The organism is Klebsiella pneumoniae complex sp. WS1778 (assembly GCF_049472055.1).
Lineage (GTDB): Bacteria > Pseudomonadota > Gammaproteobacteria > Enterobacterales > Enterobacteriaceae > Klebsiella > Klebsiella quasipneumoniae.
On sequence record NZ_JBKGTJ010000002.1, the window covers coordinates 894919 to 911585 of the forward strand.

Below are 16667 nucleotides of genomic sequence, written 5' to 3' on the forward strand. Positions count from 1 at the left end.
ATCATTATGAAATGTCTGGCAATTGCCGATCTGTTTATCAATGCAGCGATGATGGAATCAGGACTGAAAGCGCTCAGGGATAAGGGAATTGAAGTAGAAATACGCGAGTGGTCACATGACTCCGTTGAGAAACTTCAGGAAGATAATCTGCGGGTTGAACAGGAAGGAGCAGAAGCGGTGGCCTTACCGGAAGCGCTGCTTCAGGGAATGGATGATATTGACATCCTGATCACTCAGTTTGCCCCCGTCAATACTGCGGTGTTCGATAAACTACCAAAGCTGAAATATGTAGGCGTGCTCCGCGGTGGCGTTGAAAACGTGAATCTTCAGGTGGCGAACGCCCGGGGCGTTGAGGTGATAAACACACCGGGGCGTAACGCTCGCAGCGTCGCCGAATTCACGGTCGGCATGATCCTGGCGGAAATGCGCAATATCGCCCGTTCACACGATGCCCTGCGTGACAAATACTGGCGTAAAGACAGTCCGAACCATCAGGCGATCCCGGAGCTTGGCGGAAAAGTCGTGGGGCTGGTTGGCCTCGGTCATATTGCCCAACTGGTCGCGGGATTTCTCAGTGGCTTTGGCACGGAGATTATCTTTTACGATAAGTACGTTGCAGACCATGAACGTTATGAGAAAGTCGATTCTCTGGACGAACTGGTACAACGCGCCGACGTTATCTCGTTACATGCTCGCCTGACGCCGGAAACCGAAAATCTGATTAACGCACACCATTTCGCGCTAATGAAGCGCAGTGCCATCATTGTTAACACGGCACGCTCCGGGTTAATCAATGAAAAAGAGATGATTGATGCGCTCAGATCCGGGCAAATCATGGGCGCCGCGCTTGATACCTTTGATGACGAGCCACTCCCTGACGACAGTGCATTCTATACACTGAATAACGTGACCATTACGCCGCATATTGCCGGGAGTACCATTGACGCATTCAGTAATTCGCCCAAACTCTTCGCTGAGATCCTTTTAAAGAAACTCAGTTAAATACTAAAAGAACCACTAAAGGTATTAACAGGGCCCAATGGGCACGGGTTAACTCGTGCCCAATTCGCCCGCCTTTTAAGGAATCATTATGGATATTATCAACAGCATTATTAGTCTGGGGGCATCAGTAATGATGCCAGTAATATTCTTTATTATCGCGCTTTGCTTTGGCGTTAAAATCGGTACGGCATTTAAAGCAGGAATGCTGGTAGGCATTGGTTTTGAAGGGGTGGGGCTGGTGATTGGCCTGCTGCTGACAAATCTGGGCCCCGCATCGCAGGCGATGGTTGAGCGTATCGGCCTGCAGTTAACGGTCGTTGATACCGGTTGGCCTACCGCATCGACCATTGGCTGGGGTTCGCCGCTGATGCTGCCCGTCGTGGTGGGCTTTATCGTCATCAACCTGGCTATGCTTCTGTTGAAATTAACCAAAACGGTGAATATCGATATTTTTAACTACTGGATTTTCCTGATCATGGGGTCTGTGGTCTATGCCGGAACGGGAAATTACTGGCTTTCGGTCGGTATTACATTCGCTATTTTTGTGTTGACGCTATTGGCGGCAGATTTAACGGCTCCATATTTACAAAAAAACTATAATCTTAAAGGGATATCATTCCCACATCTTACCTGTATAGCTTACGTGCCGTTTGGCATTGCCTGTAATTACATCATTGATAAGATCCCGCTTATCAATAAAATCAATTTCGATCCGGAAAGTATTAATAAAAAATTCGGCGTTTTTGGCGAGCCTCTTACCCTGGGATTTGTGCTGGGACTGCTGTTGGCCTTCCTGGCGGGATATGACGTTTCTGCTGCCGTTTCACTGGCCATTAAGGTTTCAGCCGCCATGCTGCTGCTGCCTAAAATGATTGAAATTCTGGTGCAGGGATTGTTGATTGTCCGTGATGCCGCTGAAGCAAAACTGAAGGCTAAATTCCCGGGGCGCGATTTTTATATCGGGATGGATACGGCGTTACTGATCGGTGAACCTTCGGTACTGGCGACCGGTCTGCTGTTAATCCCTATGGCTGTGGTGCTGTCTATCATTCTGCCCGGCAACCGCGTACTGCCCTTTGTCGATCTGGCTTCATTAATGTTCCTGCTGGCAATGGTCACGCCGTTCTGTAAACGAAATATGTTCCGCATGTTCATAACCGGAACCCTGATCGTGACCTGCATCCTGTATGTCGGGACGGACATTTCGCAAGAATACACTCAGGCGGCGGTGAACTCGCATATTCCAGTGCCGGAAGGGATGGCCGAGATCACCAATATCGTCGGCGGCGCCACGACGCCTGTCGGCTGGCTGGCCGTCAAGTTTGGCGAGTTTTTTAGCGCCACACCTTAGTACAAGACCACACAAGTAAACAGAGGGCAAACTGCTGCCCTCTGTTTCTTCCTCTTATACTGTGTACTGAATAGCTGGCTCAGCTACGCCCCTGGTTTGAACATCTGACCAGCGCGTCCGCCCCCTGTGCGGCGAGGTGGTTCATTTCTTTTGTGCCCCCTCCTCTTTTCAACCCAACCTGCTATGCTCCTTCTTTCATTATTCTCTGGAGATCCCGATGTTGACCATCTGGGGCCGAAAAACCTCCTCTAACGTGCAGGCGCTGATGTGGTGTGTTGGCGAGCTTGGGTTGGACTATCTCCGGTTCGACGTGGGGCATCGCTATGGCGGTACCGACAGCGAGGCGTTTTATCAGCTCAATCCCAATCGTACGGTGCCAGTGCTGCAGGATGACGAAAATCCGCCGCTGTGGGAAACCGGCGCGATCCTTCGCTATTTAGCCAGTCGCTACGCCGACGACGCCTTCTGGCCGGGCGAACTGCTGGCTCGTACTGAGGTTGATCGCTGGGCCGAGTGGTCAAAGCAGAATATCGCCCTCGGCTTTACGGCGCCGGTGTTCTGGCGCGTGGTGCGCACGCCCGCCGCCGAGCGGGATCCGCAGGCCATCGCCGCGGCGGTGACGGCCCTGGAGCAAAAGCTGGCGATTGCCGAGGCACGTCTCGCCGGCAGTCGCTATCTGGTGGGCGATACCTTCACCCTGGCCGATATCCAGTTTGGTCATGTGCTGTACCGCTACTTTGCCATCGATATCACCCGTCGTCCCCTCCCCCACCTTGCGGCGTATTATGCACGGCTAACCGCACGGCCCGCCTTTCGCCAGCACGTCATGGTCAGCTACGACGAGCTGAAGGTCTGAAAATGGTCGGTAGCGCCTCCTGACGCTACCGACATACCGGTTAACGCGCCATCAGGACAAACACGCCCCAGCCGAGATATTCCCGGGTCCAGGTGACGTGGTGTAGCGGCGCAGTGGTCAACTGCTGGCGAACCTCCGGCGCGAAGTCATCGTGCGGATTGGCCTCCAGCCAGCGGCGCATCGTCAGCCATTTCGCCGCTTCATAACGATCCCAGCCCTCCTGGTCGGCCAGCACCATCTCCACCACGTCATAGCCCAGTTCGCCAAAGTGAGCGACCAGCGCCGGCAGCGTCAGGAAGTCATCGGGTGACTGCGCGCCGCAGGCAACCGCTTCTTCCGCCGTGGCGGGGCGTTTGCGCCACCATGGCTCGCCGATAAGCAGCATGCCGCCTGGGTTAAGACTCTGCTTCAGTAGCGCAATCGTGCCTGCCACTCCGCCGCCGATCCACGTTGCCCCCACGCAGGCGGCAATATCGCACGGCTGACTGGCGACATACCCGCTGGCATCCTGGTGTATGAAGGTCACCCGGTCGCTCACCCCGAGCGCTTCTGCCCGGGCGGCCGCCTGCTGACTGAATAGCAGACTCATGTCCACCCCGGTGCCGACGATCTGATGATCGCGCGCCCAGCTACAGAGCATCTCGCCGGAACCGCTGCCGAGGTCAAGAATGGTGGTGCCCGGCGCCATTCGCAGCGCCCGTCCCAGCGTGGCGTACTTTTCCGGGGTAAAAGGGTTATGAATACGGTGTTCGCTTTCACTGATAGTAAAAATGCGAGGGATATCGATCATGGGTGTTTCTCCTTGAGAGCCATACGCCCGGGCAGAGACCCTGCCCGGGTCGCTGTATCAGCGGTTGTCCGCCTGTGCGCGAACGTTATTCAAACCGGTGGTGTTGATCCGGTACGGCTGGCCATTCACCGACTTAATCAGCTTTTTGGTTTTGAGCTTTTTGAAGACCGCGAGGGTACAGTCGCTCAGCAACAGCCCTTCCCGGGTGTAGCATTCGACGGCGGTAATGCGGCCGGAGGTATCGCGGACGTGCGCAATACGGCCACCTTTGGCGAGTACGTGTAAGGTCCGTTGTTCCTGACGGGATAAATTCATACTGAAACCTGTTCATTATCATGTGCGAAAACATGCCTACACCCGCAGGTGTGTGCGTAAGGTTTAAGCGCAGCGATAATCAGTCCGGCCTGGGCAGGTCGGGAAGCTGATTATCTGATAATGACATTCTCCAGCATCGAAGCCTCGGTGAGCATTGAAAGGTATTTACCGGCTGAATATTAACACCTTCATCTGGTAAGGGTATTGTGCAGATTAAAAACTGTGACCGGTATTACGATTTCCCGTCAGCCTACCCCCCATTTTTTGCGCTATCCGCCGCTCGCTCTGCTCCTCAACTTTCACCACCACCTTATCCCCCTCCCGCATTGTTAAATAATTGTTGTCAGATCACAAAATGGAAACAAAAAGGCCATTTCGTACGCATTTTATAAAAATGTAGATATTTTTAATTTATGGCTACGAAATGAACATCACCCTGACCTTACAGCGAGGAACGATCCTGATGAACGCCCTGACCGCAGTAAAACCGACACCCGCGCCGTTAGCCCAGCAATACCCTGGCTTTACCGTCTCCCCTTCCGCCCAGTCGCCGCGCCTGCTGGAGCTCACCTTTTCCGCGGACACCACCACCCAGTTTCTGCAGCAGGTCGAGCAGTGGCCGGTGCAGGCGCTGGAGTACAAATCTTTCTTACGCTTCCAGGTGGGCAAGATCCTCGACGATCTGTGCGGCAACCAGCTGCAGCCGCTGCTGATCAAAACATTGCTCGATCGCGCGGAAGGCGCGCTGCTGATCAACGGCGAAGGGATCGATAACGTCAGCCAGGCCGAAGAGATGGTCAAGCTGGCCACCGCCGTCGCCCACCTGATTGGCCGTTCCAACTTCGACGCCATGAGCGGCCAGTATTACGCCCGCTTCGTGGTAAAAAACGTCGATAATTCCGACAGCTACCTGCGCCAGCCGCACCGGGTGATGGAGCTGCACAACGACGGTACCTACGTCGAAGAGCAAACCGACTACGTGCTGATGATGAAGATCGACGAGCAGAACATGCAGGGCGGCAATTCCCTGCTGCTGCATCTCGACGACTGGGAGCACCTCGACGAATTCTTCCGCGACCCGCTCGCCCGCCGCCCGATGCGCTGGGCCGCGCCGCCGAGCAAAAACGTCAGCAAAGATGTTTTCCACCCGGTGTTCGACGTCGACCAGCTGGGTCGCCCGGTGATGCGCTATATCGACCAGTTCGTCCAGCCGAAAGATTTCGAAGAAGGCACCTGGCTGAGCCGCCTCTCCGACGCGCTGGAGACCAGCAAAAACATTCTTTCTATACCGGTGCCGGTAGGCAAATTTCTGTTGATTAACAACCTGTTCTGGCTGCACGGCCGCGACCGCTTTACGCCGCACCCGGACCTGCGCCGCGAGCTGATGCGCCAGCGCGGCTACTTTGCGTATTCCACGAATCATTACCAGACTCATCAATAAGGGTTTTCAGGCGAAGGAATTGAGCGGATGTATGATTTCGTGATTATCGGCGGCGGCATCATCGGCATGTCGACCGCCATGCAGTTAATTGAGATTTACCCGGACGCCCGCATTGCGCTGCTGGAAAAAGAGTCCGGCCCGGCCTGCCATCAGACCGGCCACAACAGCGGCGTGATCCACGCCGGGGTGTATTACACCCCCGGCAGCCTCAAGGCGCAGTTTTGCCTCGCCGGCAACCGCGCTACCAAGGCCTTTTGCGAGCAGAACGGCATCCGCTATGACGTCTGCGGCAAGATGCTGGTCGCCACCTCGCCGCTGGAGATGGAGCGGATGCGCGCCCTGTGGGATCGCACCGCCGCCAACGGCCTGCAGCGGGAATGGCTGAGCGCCGGGGAGCTGCGCGAGCGCGAACCGAACATAACCGGGCTCGGCGGGATATTCGTCCCTTCCAGCGGCATCGTCAGCTACCGCGACGTGGCGGCGGCGATGGCGAAGAACTTCGAATCGAAAGGCGGCGCCATCGTCTACAACGCCGAAGTCAGCGCCCTGAAAGAACACGCCAGCGGCGTGGTGATCCGTACCCGTCAGGGCGGTGAGTATGAGGCCTCGACGCTGATTACCTGCTCCGGGCTGATGGCCGATCGGCTGGTGAAAATGCTCGGCGTCGATCCCGGGTTTATCATCTGCCCGTTCCGCGGGGAATATTTCCAGCTTGCCCCGCAGCACAATCAGATCGTCAACCATCTGATCTATCCGATCCCCGATCCGGCGATGCCGTTCCTCGGCGTCCACCTGACCCGCATGATCGACGGCAGCGTCACCGTCGGCCCCAACGCCGTGCTGGCCCTGAAGCGCGAAGGCTATCGCAAGCGTGATATCTCGCTGGCCGATACCCTGGAGATCCTCACCTCGCCCGGCATCCGCCGGGTACTGCAAAACAACCTGCGCTCCGGACTGGGCGAAATGAAGAATTCGCTGTGCAGAAGCGGCTATCTGCGGCTGGTGCAGAAATACTGCCCGAGCCTGACGCTCAGCGATTTACGCCCGTGGCCGGCCGGCGTGCGGGCGCAGGCGGTGTCGCCGCAGGGCAAACTGATCGACGATTTTCTCTTCGTCACCACCGCGCGTTCCATTCACACCTGTAACGCGCCGTCGCCGGCGGCGACGTCGGCTATCCCGATCGGCGCGCATATCGTCAGCAAGGTGCAGACCCTGCTGGCCAGCCAGAGCAATCCCGGACGCACGCTGCGTGCGGCACGTAGCGTGGAGACACTACACGCCGCTTTTACCCGTTAACCCCCTGAAGACAGGAAGCGATTATGCAACTCAACGATATGACTCTGTTTCGCCAGCAGGCGCTGATTGATGGTCAGTGGCGCGATGCGCCCAACGGCGACGTGATTGCGGTGACCAACCCGGCCAACGGCGAGCAGCTCGGCAGCGTGCCGAAAATGGGCGCCGACGAAACCCGACAAGCGATCGAGGCAGCTAACCGCGCCCTTCCCGCCTGGCGTGCCCTCACCGCCAAAGAGCGGGCGAACATTCTGCGCCGCTGGTTCGATCTTATGATGGAGAATCAGGACGATCTCGCTCGTCTGATGACCCTCGAGCAGGGGAAACCGCTGGCGGAAGCCAAAGGTGAAATCAGCTACGCCGCCTCCTTTATTGAGTGGTTCGCCGAAGAAGGTAAGCGCATTTACGGCGACACCATTCCTGGCCACCAGGCCGACAAGCGCCTGCTGGTGATTAAGCAGCCCATCGGCGTTACCGCCGCCATCACCCCGTGGAACTTCCCGGCGGCGATGATCACCCGCAAAGCGGGCCCGGCGCTGGCTGCGGGCTGCACCATGGTCCTGAAACCGGCCAGCCAGACGCCGTTTTCTGCGCTGGCGCTGGCCGAACTGGCGAATCGCGCCGGGATCCCCGCCGGGGTGTTCAACGTGGTCACCGGCTCAGCCGGCGCGGTCGGCGGCGAACTGACCAGTAACCCGCTGGTGCGCAAGCTCTCCTTTACCGGCTCGACCGAGATTGGCCGCCAGCTGATGGAGCAGTGCGCGAAAGACATCAAAAAAGTCTCCCTGGAGCTGGGCGGCAACGCGCCGTTTATCGTCTTCGACGATGCCGACCTCGACAAAGCCGTCGAGGGGGCGCTGGCGTCGAAGTTCCGCAACGCCGGGCAGACCTGCGTTTGCGCCAACCGCCTGTACGTCCAGGACGGGGTATATGAACGTTTCGCCGAGAAGCTGCAGCAGGCGGTGGAAAAACTGCGCATTGGCGACGGCCTGCAGGACGGGGTCACCACCGGCCCGCTGATCGACGAGAAAGCCGTCGCCAAAGTTGAAGAACACATTGCCGACGCCATCGCCAAAGGCGCGAAGGTGGTCACCGGCGGCAAACCGCACGCCCTGGGCGGCAACTTCTTCCAGCCGACCATCCTGGTCAACGTTCCCGACAGCGCCAAAGTGGCGAAAGAGGAGACCTTCGGCCCGCTGGCCCCGCTGTTCCGCTTTAAAGATGAAGCCGACGTCATTGCCCAGGCCAACGATACCGAGTTCGGCCTCGCCGCCTATTTCTACGCCCGCGATCTGAGCCGCGTGTTCCGCGTCGGCGAAGCGCTGGAGTACGGCATCATCGGCATCAATACCGGCATTATCTCCACCGAAGTCGCCCCGTTCGGCGGCGTTAAGGCCTCCGGCCTCGGCCGCGAAGGGTCGAAGTACGGTATCGAAGACTACTTAGAAATCAAATACATGTGTATTGGCCTTTAACAGGAGTGTCGGATGAACAGCAATAAAGCATTAATGGCGCGTCGCAGCGACGCGGTCCCGCGCGGCGTCGGCCAGATCCATCCTATCTTCGCCGAGCGCGCGGAGAACTGCCGGGTGTGGGACGTCGAAGGGCGGGAATATCTCGATTTTGCCGGCGGTATCGCGGTGCTCAATACCGGCCACCTGCATCCGCAGATTGTCGCCGCCGTGGAGGACCAGCTGAAAAAGCTGTCCCATACCTGCTTCCAGGTGCTGGCCTACGAGCCCTACCTGGCGCTGTGCGAAAAGATGAACCAGAAGGTGCCAGGTGATTTCGCCAAGAAAACCCTGCTGGTCACCACCGGGTCGGAAGCGGTGGAGAACGCGATGAAGATCGCCCGCGCGGCAACCGGGCGCAGCGGCGCTATCGCCTTCACCGGCGCCTATCACGGCCGTACCCACTACACCCTGTCGCTGACCGGTAAAGTGAATCCTTACTCCGCCGGTATGGGCTTAATGCCGGGCCACGTCTATCGCGCCCTCTACCCGTGCGCGCTGCACGGCGTCAGCGATGACGAGGCGATCGCCAGCATCCATCGCATCTTCAAAAACGATGCCGCGCCGGAAGATATCGCCGCCATCATTATCGAGCCGGTGCAGGGTGAAGGCGGATTCTATGCCGCCTCCCCGGCCTTTATGCAGCGCCTGCGCGCCCTGTGCGACGAGCACGGCATTATGCTCATCGCCGATGAGGTTCAGAGCGGCGCGGGCCGCACCGGTACCCTGTTCGCCATGGAGCAGATGGGCGTCGCGGCGGATATCACCACCTTCGCCAAATCCATCGCCGGCGGTTTCCCGCTGGCGGGCGTCACCGGCCGCGCGGAAGTGATGGACGCCATCGCCCCCGGCGGACTGGGCGGCACCTACGCTGGCAACCCCATCGCCTGCGCCGCCGCCCTGGCGGTATTGCAGATTTTCGAGCAGGAAAACCTGCTGGAAAAAGCCAACCAGCTCGGTGATACCCTGCGCCAGGGCCTGCTGGCGATCGCTGAAAATCATCCGGAGATCGGCGATGTCCGCGGTCTGGGAGCGATGATCGCCATCGAGCTGTTTGAAGAAGGCGACCACAGCAGACCGAATGCAAGACTCACGGCGGATATCGTCGCCCGCGCGCGCGACAAAGGCCTGATCCTGCTCTCCTGCGGGCCGTACTACAACGTACTGCGCATCCTGGTGCCACTGACCATCGAAGAGGCGCAGATCGAGCAGGGGCTGAAGATCATCGCCGACTGCTTTACCGAGGCGAAACAGGCATAAAACAACAGATATGCGGAAACGAAGTACGTTAGTAAGGGAATGAAGACGAGACCTGCAAAACAATAATTATACGCGTGCCCCGGCGCGGGAATGTCGGGGCGCTCTCCCAGGTGACACACTTCGAGAGGGTAAATGATGGGGCAACTGTCGCAATCACAGGATTTAGGGGCGGGACTGAAGTCGCGCCACGTCACAATGTTATCTATCGCCGGGGTGATCGGCGCGAGTTTATTTGTCGGATCCAGCGTCGCCATTGCCGAGGCGGGCCCGGCAGTGCTGCTGGCCTATCTGTTTGCCGGGCTGCTGGTGGTGATGATTATGCGTATGCTGGCCGAAATGGCGGTCGCCACGCCGGATACCGGCTCCTTTTCCACCTATGCTGATAAAGCCATCGGCCGCTGGGCGGGGTATACCATCGGCTGGCTGTACTGGTGGTTTTGGGTCCTGGTTATTCCGCTGGAAGCCAATATCGCGGCGATTATTTTGCATTCATGGGTGCCGGGCGTCCCGGTGTGGTTGTTCTCCCTGGTCATCACCCTCGCCCTCACCGGCAGTAACCTGCTGAGCGTCAAAAACTACGGCGAATTCGAGTTCTGGCTGGCGCTGTGCAAAGTGGTCGCTATTCTGGCGTTTATCGTACTGGGCGCGGTCGCCATTACCGGTTTTTATCCCTATGCCGAGGTGAGCGGCATTTCGCGGCTGTGGGACCACGGCGGCTTTATGCCGAACGGCTTCGGCGCGGTGCTGAGCGCGATGCTGATCACCATGTTCTCCTTTATGGGCGCGGAGATCGTCACCATTGCCGCCGCCGAATCGGACACGCCGGATAAACACATCGTCCGCGCCACCAACTCGGTGATCTGGCGTATCTCTATTTTTTATCTGTGCTCGATCTTTATCGTCGTCGCCCTCATCCCATGGAATATGCCGGGGCTGAAGAGCATCGGTTCCTACCGCTCGGTGCTCGAGCTGCTGCATATTCCCTACGCGAAGCTGATTATGGACGGCGTGATCCTCCTGTCGGTCACCAGCTGTCTGAACTCGGCGCTGTATACCGCTTCGCGGATGCTCTACTCCCTGAGCCGCCGAGGTGATGCGCCGGCCATCATGGGGCGGACCAACCGCAGCAAAACGCCGTACGTGGCGGTGCTGCTCTCCACCGGCGCGGCATTCCTCACCGTGGTGGTGAACTACTACGCGCCTGCCAAGGTGTTTAAATTCCTCATCGACAGCTCCGGCGCCATCGCTCTGCTGGTCTATCTGGTGATCGCCGTTTCGCAACTGCGGATGCGTAAAATCCTTCAGGCGCAAGGTGGCGAAATCCGTCTCAGAATGTGGCTCTATCCGTACCTGACCTGGCTGGTGATCGCCTTTATCACCTTCGTGTTGGTGGTGATGCTGTTCCGTCCGGCGCAGCAGCTGGAGGTGATCTCTACCGGCCTGTTAGCATTGGGAATTATTTGTACGGTACCGATTATGTCGCGCTGGAAAAAGCTGGTATTGTGGCAAAAACTGCCGCTGCAAAATACGCGTTAACCCTCTTCCCGGCGCCCGCCGGGAAGAGTATTCAGGAGTAAGAACATGACCGCCATTTCCCAGGCGACGGCCATTGACGGGTACCGTTGGTTAAAAAACGACATCATCCGCGGGGTCTACCAACCCGATGAGAAGCTGCGGATGAGCCTGTTGACCTCGCGCTATGCCCTGGGGGTCGGTCCGCTGCGCGAGGCGCTTTCGCAGCTGGTGGCCGAGCGGCTGGTGACGGTGGTCAATCAGAAAGGCTATCGGGTAGCGCCCATGTCGGAACAGGAGCTTCTCGATATCTTCGACGCGCGCGCCAACATGGAAGCCATGCTGGTGCGCCTCGCCATTGAGCGCGGCGGCGATGAGTGGGAAGCCGAGCTGCTGGCCCGCGCCCATCTGCTCAACAAGCTGGAGTCGTGCGAAGCGAGTGAGCACTTACTCGATGAATGGGACCAGCGCCATCAGGCATTTCACACCGCCATCGTCGCCGGCTGCGGTTCGCAGTATCTGCTGCAGATGCGCGAACGGCTGTTCGACCTGGCGGCCCGCTACCGCTTCATCTGGCTGCGCACCACTGTGCTGTCGGTGGAGATGCTGGAAGATAAGCATGTCCAGCATCAGACTCTGGTGGACGCTATTCTGGCGCGCGACGCTGAACAGGCCAGCGCGCTGATGCGCGAGCACTTACTGACTCCGATCCCGATTATTCAGCAGGCGATGGCCGGCAAGCTGCAGCCGCAGGTAGTGTGAGTCAGGCGGTGGGGTAGAAAGTACGGGGATGCCGGCAACGTCTTCGTCACGCTCCTCCACGCCGCACGGGCGTGGAGAAATCGTATCCGTAGATCAATCAGGCCCGCAGACGAACCGGCTCGCTGAAATCGTCGGCCGGTTCCAGCTTCAGATTAAAGGTGGTCAGCAGCGCTGCCGCGCGCTCGTGAAATTCGCGCAGCGTTTTTTCCAGTCTGTCGCTCACTTCCGGGTCGTCAATGTCGACCGCCTGCCATGACCCTTCTTTATTGAACAGACCAAACTGGTAGCTATAGGTGAAACGTGACTCTTGTGCTTCCATTTCCATCCACCAGCCCCAGAATTCACGCTTCTCCGGCGCGGGCTTAACATTGACGCAAACTGCCAGGCAATCGAAAAAGAAACGGTTGTCATGGCACTGCTCTTCGCGAATGTAAGGCCCTAGCGCCGTGAATTTCTTGATCAACTTACTTTTCAGGTGTCCACTCGGTAACGTCATTGCGATCTCCTTTAGTGATGCAACTGTTTTACCAAACCAATAGAATTTAGCAATAAATTAACCAAATCTATGATTGATCCAGCGGGCGATCTGTCGCAATGCGTGATCAAAATTGCGATACACCGGGTTAAACGGGATCTCCAGCAGTTTGCCATCGGCAGATGACGAGGTGATTAACCGCGACTCCTCTTCAGGGCTGAACGGATCATCCTTCCAGAAGCCGGAGAGCATCGGCGTCGGGCAACGGCGCCCCAGCAGTCCCTGGGTTTTGAGCGAATAGCGATTGAGCTCCACGCGCAGCGCTTCATCGGATGCGTCATGCATGCCCAGCCGCGAGGCCAGCACGTCGAGGTACATCTCCGGCACGCGCCCCTGATGCAGGGGATCCACCAGCAGACCGTGGACCACCGGCCCCAGACAGGCTACGGCCTTCAGCCGCTGCGGCTCCAGGTAACCGAGACGCACCGCGATATTGGCGCCAAAGCGGAAGCCGAAGGCGGCGACACGGGTATGGTCAATCCACGGCACATTTTCCAGATGGCGCAGCGCGTGCTGATGCAGCAGGCTGGTGTCCTGATTCAGCGTCCATTTTGATGAGAAGCCGATGGAGGGCATATCAAGGGTCAGCATGGCAATGCCGAGCGGTGAGAAGTAGTTTTCATACAGGTTGTAATAATCGGTCTGCAGCGAGTCCAGCCCCCCGCACATCAGCACCGTCGGAAACGGCCCCTCGCCTTTCGGCATATGCAAAAAGCCGGTTATCGGCGAGCCGCCAGGGATAGTAAACTCCAGCTCGCGCAGGGCGCCAGGCAGCCGCTGGGCGGCCTCTTCATACGCCCGGTTGGCTAAAGCCTGCGCCTGTTCCGCCAGCTCATCGCCTTTGATATGCGGATAAGCGGCAATGCTGTACAGGTTCGAAGCATGCAGCCAGTGGCGGCCGCTCAGCAAAGGATCGGCTTCCTGCCCGGCCTTTTGCTGCCACTGCATGGCTTCTTTCGCCCACTCAAAAATCCAGTTGCCGCCGCGATAGCCGATAACGGTATCGAACAGCTCGGGATCGGTTCGTTCGGCCTCGCTCATCACAATGCGCGCTTGCACATCGAGGATCTCCTGCGGGGTTACGCCGCGCCAGATCCACATTAAGCGATTGATCAGACGGTACCAGTGATCGACGTGATTGCCGCTCAGCGCTGACTGCATCGCCTGGGGTTTTCCGGCAGAAAACCGGCGCACCAGCGTAGAGGTTTCGGGATGTTTGAAGCGAGGTTTAAACAGCGTTTCGCTAAGGTTAGCCTGTGACATGTGCAGTCTCCGTCGTAGTGCCACTCCGGATATTGTAACCTGCTAAAGGATAAAAAAAACCACGCCCGGCAAGCCGGGCGTGGTAAATAGCACTGTCCTGAAGAATTAACGACCTGCGATAGGCGGTACAAACACCACGCCCATATCCCACGGCTGTTCAATCCAGGTATCCTGCGGAATATCAACCACGTAATCATCCACCAGCGGACGGCCTGCCGGTTTGGCGAAAATGGTGACAAAGTGCGCTTTGGGATACATTTCGCGGATCGCCACAGCGGTCCCGCCGGTATCCACCAGATCGTCGATAACGATAAAGCCTTCGCCATCGCCTTCCGCACGTTTCAGCACTTTCAGCTCGCGCTGGTTATCATGGTCGTAGCTGGAGATGCATACGGTATCAACATGACGAATGCCCAGTTCACGCGCCAGTAACGCTCCCGGTACCAGTCCGCCGCGGCTAACGGCAATAATGCCTTTCCATTGCTCAACCGGCAGCAGACGGCTGGCTAGTTTGCGGGCGTGAATCTGCAACATGTCCCAGGTGACGACGTATTTTTCGCTCATGTGAAGTGTCCCAGCCTGTGTAATACGGCTTAAATAATGTTCGAGGGGGAAAATGGTTGCGCGAGATTATAGAGATCTGACGCACTAAAAACCAGTGTTAAGCGGTTTGCGCAACGCTTTTTGCGTTGTTTACACTACCTGCGGCGGTGGAAAGTGGTATTCTCAACCCCATCGCGCAAGCCCGGGCTTGTTGTGTATTTTAACGCTAACCCTCGTCCTGCAACCGCTGTATGCAGGAGTCTGTAAGGAGACTTACCGTGTCTGAACTGTCTCAACTATCCCCGCAGCCGCTTTGGGATATTTTTGCCAAGATTTGCTCCATCCCGCACCCGTCCTATCACGAAGAACAGCTCGCCGAGCACATTATGGGTTGGGCAAAAGAAAAAGGCTTACACGCGGAACGCGACCAGGTTGGCAACATTCTGATTCGTAAAGGCGCGACTGCCGGTATGGAAAACCGTAAGCCGGTAGCGCTGCAGGCGCACCTCGATATGGTGCCGCAGAAAAATAATGACACCGTCCACGACTTCGCCAAAGATCCGATTCAGCCGTACATTGACGGCGAATGGGTGAAAGCGCGCGGCACCACGCTGGGCGCGGACAATGGTATCGGGATGGCGTCCGCACTGGCGGTACTGGCCGACGACAGCGTCGCTCACGGCCCGCTGGAAGTGCTGCTGACCATGACCGAAGAAGCCGGCATGGACGGTGCCTTCGGTCTGCAGGCCAACTGGCTGCAGGCCGATATTCTGATCAACACCGACTCCGAAGAAGAAGGCGAAATCTACATGGGTTGCGCCGGCGGGATCGATTTCACCTCTAACCTGGCGCTGACCCGCGAAGCGATTCCGGCCGGGTTCCAGAGCTTTAAAGTCACCTTAAAAGGGCTGAAAGGCGGCCACTCCGGCGGTGATATTCACCTTGGTCTGGGTAACGCCAACAAGCTGCTGTCGCGCTTCCTCGCCGGCCACGCCGATGAGCTGGATCTGCGTCTGGTCGATTTCAACGGCGGCACGTTGCGCAACGCCATCCCGCGTGAAGCTTACGCTACTGTCGCCGTCGCCGCGGATAAAGCCGATGCGCTGAAAGCGCTGGTGAATACTTACCAGGCGCTGCTGAAAAACGAGCTGGAGGCCAAAGAGAAGAACCTGGTGGTGCTCGTGGAAGCGGTCGATAACGACAAAGCGGCGCTGACTCAGGCTTCCCGCGACACTTTCATCCGTCTGCTGAACGCCACGCCGAACGGGGTTATCCGCAACTCTGACGTGGCGAAAGGCGTAGTGGAAACTTCGCTGAACGTCGGCGTCGTCACCATGACCGATGACAACGTACAGATCCACTGCCTGATCCGCTCGCTGATCGACAGCGGCAAAGACTACGTGGTCAGCATGCTGGATTCTCTGGGTAAACTAGCGGGGGCGAAAACCGAAGCCAAAGGCGCTTACCCGGGCTGGCAGCCGGACGCCAATTCGCCAGTGATGCACCTGGTGCGCGAGACCTATCAGCGTCTGTTCAACAAGACGCCGAACATCCAGATCATCCACGCCGGTCTGGAATGCGGCCTGTTCAAAAAACCGTATCCGGAAATGGACATGGTCTCCATCGGGCCGACCATTACCGGTCCGCACTCTCCGGATGAACAGGTACATATCGAAAGCGTCGGCCAGTACTGGACGCTGCTGACCGAGCTGCTGAAAGCCATTCCGGCTAAATAAGCACTACCACCGGCGGCAGTCCGCCGCCGGTTTTTCATCCGCCTCACCTTAGCGACCCGCGCTTTCCATCCGGTAGTTAATAAACCACTCTCCGCGCGCCGCTACCCGCTGCTCAGCCACCACCTTAAAGCCATGGGCTGTAAAACAGGGTTTTGCCGTAATGCTGGCGTCCACCGTCAGGATTTGCGCAGGATACTGAGCGCAGAGCGCCTCGATAAGCGCGCCGCCGATACCCTGCCGGCCATGATCCGGCGAGACGAAGAGTAAATCGATATGCGTCCCGATGGCGGTGATAAAGCCAACCGGTTGATGCTCTACTTCCGCCACCAGCCCGATTGAATCAGCCAGCTTTTGCCGCCAGCGCGTCTCATCCACCTGCGCCCAGGCCGCAATCTGCGCCGGGGTATAGTCCCGGCTGGCCGTTTCCCGCACCGCGCGCAGAAAGATCTGGCAGAGCAGTGGTAAATCGCTGTCGTGGTAAGGGCGAATGTGCATGG

Annotated in this window: 16 protein-coding genes; 10 read left to right on the forward strand and 6 right to left on the reverse strand. The window is 57.9% G+C overall.

From position 1 onward, the window contains the following. The first annotated feature begins 6 nt into the window (after window positions 1-6). From ACLEXF_RS14225 to ACLEXF_RS14235, 3 genes are all read left to right on the forward strand, one after another. Window positions 7-1002, forward strand: coding sequence for a 2-hydroxyacid dehydrogenase (locus ACLEXF_RS14225; RefSeq protein WP_032455604.1), 996 nt, complete (start codon window positions 7-9; stop codon window positions 1000-1002). An 88-nt stretch (window positions 1003-1090) separates the two neighbouring features. Continuing rightward, window positions 1091-2353, forward strand: coding sequence for a PTS galactitol transporter subunit IIC (locus ACLEXF_RS14230; RefSeq protein WP_004204671.1), 1263 nt, complete (start codon window positions 1091-1093; stop codon window positions 2351-2353). Between the two features lie 217 nt (window positions 2354-2570). Continuing rightward, window positions 2571-3209, forward strand: coding sequence for a glutathione S-transferase family protein (locus ACLEXF_RS14235; protein WP_048323085.1), 639 nt, complete (start codon window positions 2571-2573; stop codon window positions 3207-3209). A 40-nt stretch (window positions 3210-3249) separates the two neighbouring features. Here the strand turns inward: ACLEXF_RS14235 and ACLEXF_RS14240 are convergent, their stop codons facing one another. Together ACLEXF_RS14240 and ACLEXF_RS14245 are read right to left on the reverse strand one after the other, a co-directional pair. After that, window positions 3250-3999 (reverse strand): SAM-dependent methyltransferase, encoded by a 750-nt coding sequence (locus tag ACLEXF_RS14240; protein ID WP_017901319.1) that lies wholly within the window; start codon window positions 3997-3999, stop codon window positions 3250-3252. A gap of 57 nt (window positions 4000-4056) precedes the next feature. Further along, window positions 4057-4314: a YjhX family toxin gene (locus tag ACLEXF_RS14245; protein WP_002889848.1), complete on the reverse strand. Its 258-nt coding sequence runs from the start codon at window positions 4312-4314 to the stop codon at window positions 4057-4059. Between the two features lie 463 nt (window positions 4315-4777). Between ACLEXF_RS14245 and glaH the strand changes: the two genes are divergently transcribed. The 6 genes from glaH (at window position 4778) to csiR (ending at window position 12093) form a co-directional block, all read left to right on the forward strand. Continuing rightward, window positions 4778-5755, forward strand: coding sequence for a glutarate dioxygenase GlaH (gene glaH / locus ACLEXF_RS14250; protein ID WP_004204667.1), 978 nt, complete (start codon window positions 4778-4780; stop codon window positions 5753-5755). A 27-nt stretch (window positions 5756-5782) separates the two neighbouring features. Then, on the forward strand, window positions 5783-7051 hold the full coding sequence (lhgO, locus tag ACLEXF_RS14255) for an L-2-hydroxyglutarate oxidase (protein WP_032455601.1): 1269 nt from the start codon (window positions 5783-5785) through the stop codon (window positions 7049-7051). Window positions 7052-7074: 23 nt separating this feature from the next. Beyond that, window positions 7075-8523 carry an NADP-dependent succinate-semialdehyde dehydrogenase gene (gabD, locus tag ACLEXF_RS14260; protein WP_043521477.1) on the forward strand — a complete coding sequence of 483 codons (1449 nt, stop codon included), beginning with the start codon at window positions 7075-7077 and terminating at the stop codon, window positions 8521-8523. Window positions 8524-8535: 12 nt separating this feature from the next. Next, window positions 8536-9819, forward strand: a complete 1284-nt coding sequence (gene gabT, locus ACLEXF_RS14265; RefSeq protein ID WP_423265784.1) for a 4-aminobutyrate--2-oxoglutarate transaminase — start codon at window positions 8536-8538, stop codon at window positions 9817-9819. 135 nt (window positions 9820-9954) lie between these two features. After that, window positions 9955-11355 carry a GABA permease gene (gabP, locus tag ACLEXF_RS14270; protein WP_004204661.1) on the forward strand — a complete coding sequence of 467 codons (1401 nt, stop codon included), beginning with the start codon at window positions 9955-9957 and terminating at the stop codon, window positions 11353-11355. A gap of 45 nt (window positions 11356-11400) precedes the next feature. Further along, window positions 11401-12093, forward strand: coding sequence for a DNA-binding transcriptional regulator CsiR (csiR, locus tag ACLEXF_RS14275; RefSeq protein ID WP_004204660.1), 693 nt, complete (start codon window positions 11401-11403; stop codon window positions 12091-12093). A gap of 97 nt (window positions 12094-12190) precedes the next feature. Here the strand turns inward: csiR and crl are convergent, their stop codons facing one another. From crl to gpt, 3 genes are all read right to left on the reverse strand, one after another. Beyond that, a complete protein-coding gene (gene crl / locus ACLEXF_RS14280; protein ID WP_002889793.1) occupies window positions 12191-12589 on the reverse strand; it encodes a sigma factor-binding protein Crl in 399 nt (132 codons plus the stop codon). Between the two features lie 57 nt (window positions 12590-12646). After that, complete coding sequence (frsA, locus tag ACLEXF_RS14285; RefSeq protein WP_042937964.1) at window positions 12647-13891, reverse strand: esterase FrsA; 1245 nt, start codon at window positions 13889-13891, stop codon at window positions 12647-12649. A gap of 105 nt (window positions 13892-13996) precedes the next feature. Then, on the reverse strand, window positions 13997-14455 hold the full coding sequence (gene gpt / locus ACLEXF_RS14290; protein ID WP_002889733.1) for a xanthine phosphoribosyltransferase: 459 nt from the start codon (window positions 14453-14455) through the stop codon (window positions 13997-13999). 257 nt (window positions 14456-14712) lie between these two features. On the opposite strand from gpt, the gene pepD reads away from it, so the two are divergent. Further along, window positions 14713-16170, forward strand: coding sequence for a cytosol nonspecific dipeptidase (gene pepD / locus ACLEXF_RS14295; RefSeq protein WP_004204643.1), 1458 nt, complete (start codon window positions 14713-14715; stop codon window positions 16168-16170). Window positions 16171-16218: 48 nt separating this feature from the next. On the opposite strand, the gene ACLEXF_RS14300 is transcribed toward pepD, so the two are convergent. Next, window positions 16219-16665, reverse strand: coding sequence for a GNAT family N-acetyltransferase (locus tag ACLEXF_RS14300; RefSeq protein ID WP_023319792.1), 447 nt, complete (start codon window positions 16663-16665; stop codon window positions 16219-16221). Between the last annotated feature and the right edge of the window lie 2 nt (window positions 16666-16667).

What these genes read in the sequence shown, in the direction of transcription:
- ACLEXF_RS14225 (WP_032455604.1), top strand. Translation starts at nt 7, where the DNA reads ATGAAATGTCTGGCAATTGCCGATCTGTTTATCAATGCAGCGATGATG.
- ACLEXF_RS14230 (WP_004204671.1), top strand. Translation starts at nt 1,091, where the DNA reads ATGGATATTATCAACAGCATTATTAGTCTGGGGGCATCAGTAATGATG.
- ACLEXF_RS14235 (WP_048323085.1), top strand. Translation starts at nt 2,571, where the DNA reads ATGTTGACCATCTGGGGCCGAAAAACCTCCTCTAACGTGCAGGCGCTG.
- ACLEXF_RS14240 (WP_017901319.1), bottom strand. Translation starts at nt 3,999, where the DNA reads ATGATCGATATCCCTCGCATTTTTACTATCAGTGAAAGCGAACACCGT.
- ACLEXF_RS14245 (WP_002889848.1), bottom strand. Translation starts at nt 4,314, where the DNA reads ATGAATTTATCCCGTCAGGAACAACGGACCTTACACGTACTCGCCAAA.
- glaH (WP_004204667.1), top strand. Translation starts at nt 4,778, where the DNA reads ATGAACGCCCTGACCGCAGTAAAACCGACACCCGCGCCGTTAGCCCAG.
- lhgO (WP_032455601.1), top strand. Translation starts at nt 5,783, where the DNA reads ATGTATGATTTCGTGATTATCGGCGGCGGCATCATCGGCATGTCGACC.
- gabD (WP_043521477.1), top strand. Translation starts at nt 7,075, where the DNA reads ATGCAACTCAACGATATGACTCTGTTTCGCCAGCAGGCGCTGATTGAT.
- gabT (WP_423265784.1), top strand. Translation starts at nt 8,536, where the DNA reads ATGAACAGCAATAAAGCATTAATGGCGCGTCGCAGCGACGCGGTCCCG.
- gabP (WP_004204661.1), top strand. Translation starts at nt 9,955, where the DNA reads ATGGGGCAACTGTCGCAATCACAGGATTTAGGGGCGGGACTGAAGTCG.
- csiR (WP_004204660.1), top strand. Translation starts at nt 11,401, where the DNA reads ATGACCGCCATTTCCCAGGCGACGGCCATTGACGGGTACCGTTGGTTA.
- crl (WP_002889793.1), bottom strand. Translation starts at nt 12,589, where the DNA reads ATGACGTTACCGAGTGGACACCTGAAAAGTAAGTTGATCAAGAAATTC.
- frsA (WP_042937964.1), bottom strand. Translation starts at nt 13,891, where the DNA reads ATGTCACAGGCTAACCTTAGCGAAACGCTGTTTAAACCTCGCTTCAAA.
- gpt (WP_002889733.1), bottom strand. Translation starts at nt 14,455, where the DNA reads ATGAGCGAAAAATACGTCGTCACCTGGGACATGTTGCAGATTCACGCC.
- ACLEXF_RS14300 (WP_023319792.1), bottom strand. Translation starts at nt 16,665, where the DNA reads ATGCACATTCGCCCTTACCACGACAGCGATTTACCACTGCTCTGCCAG.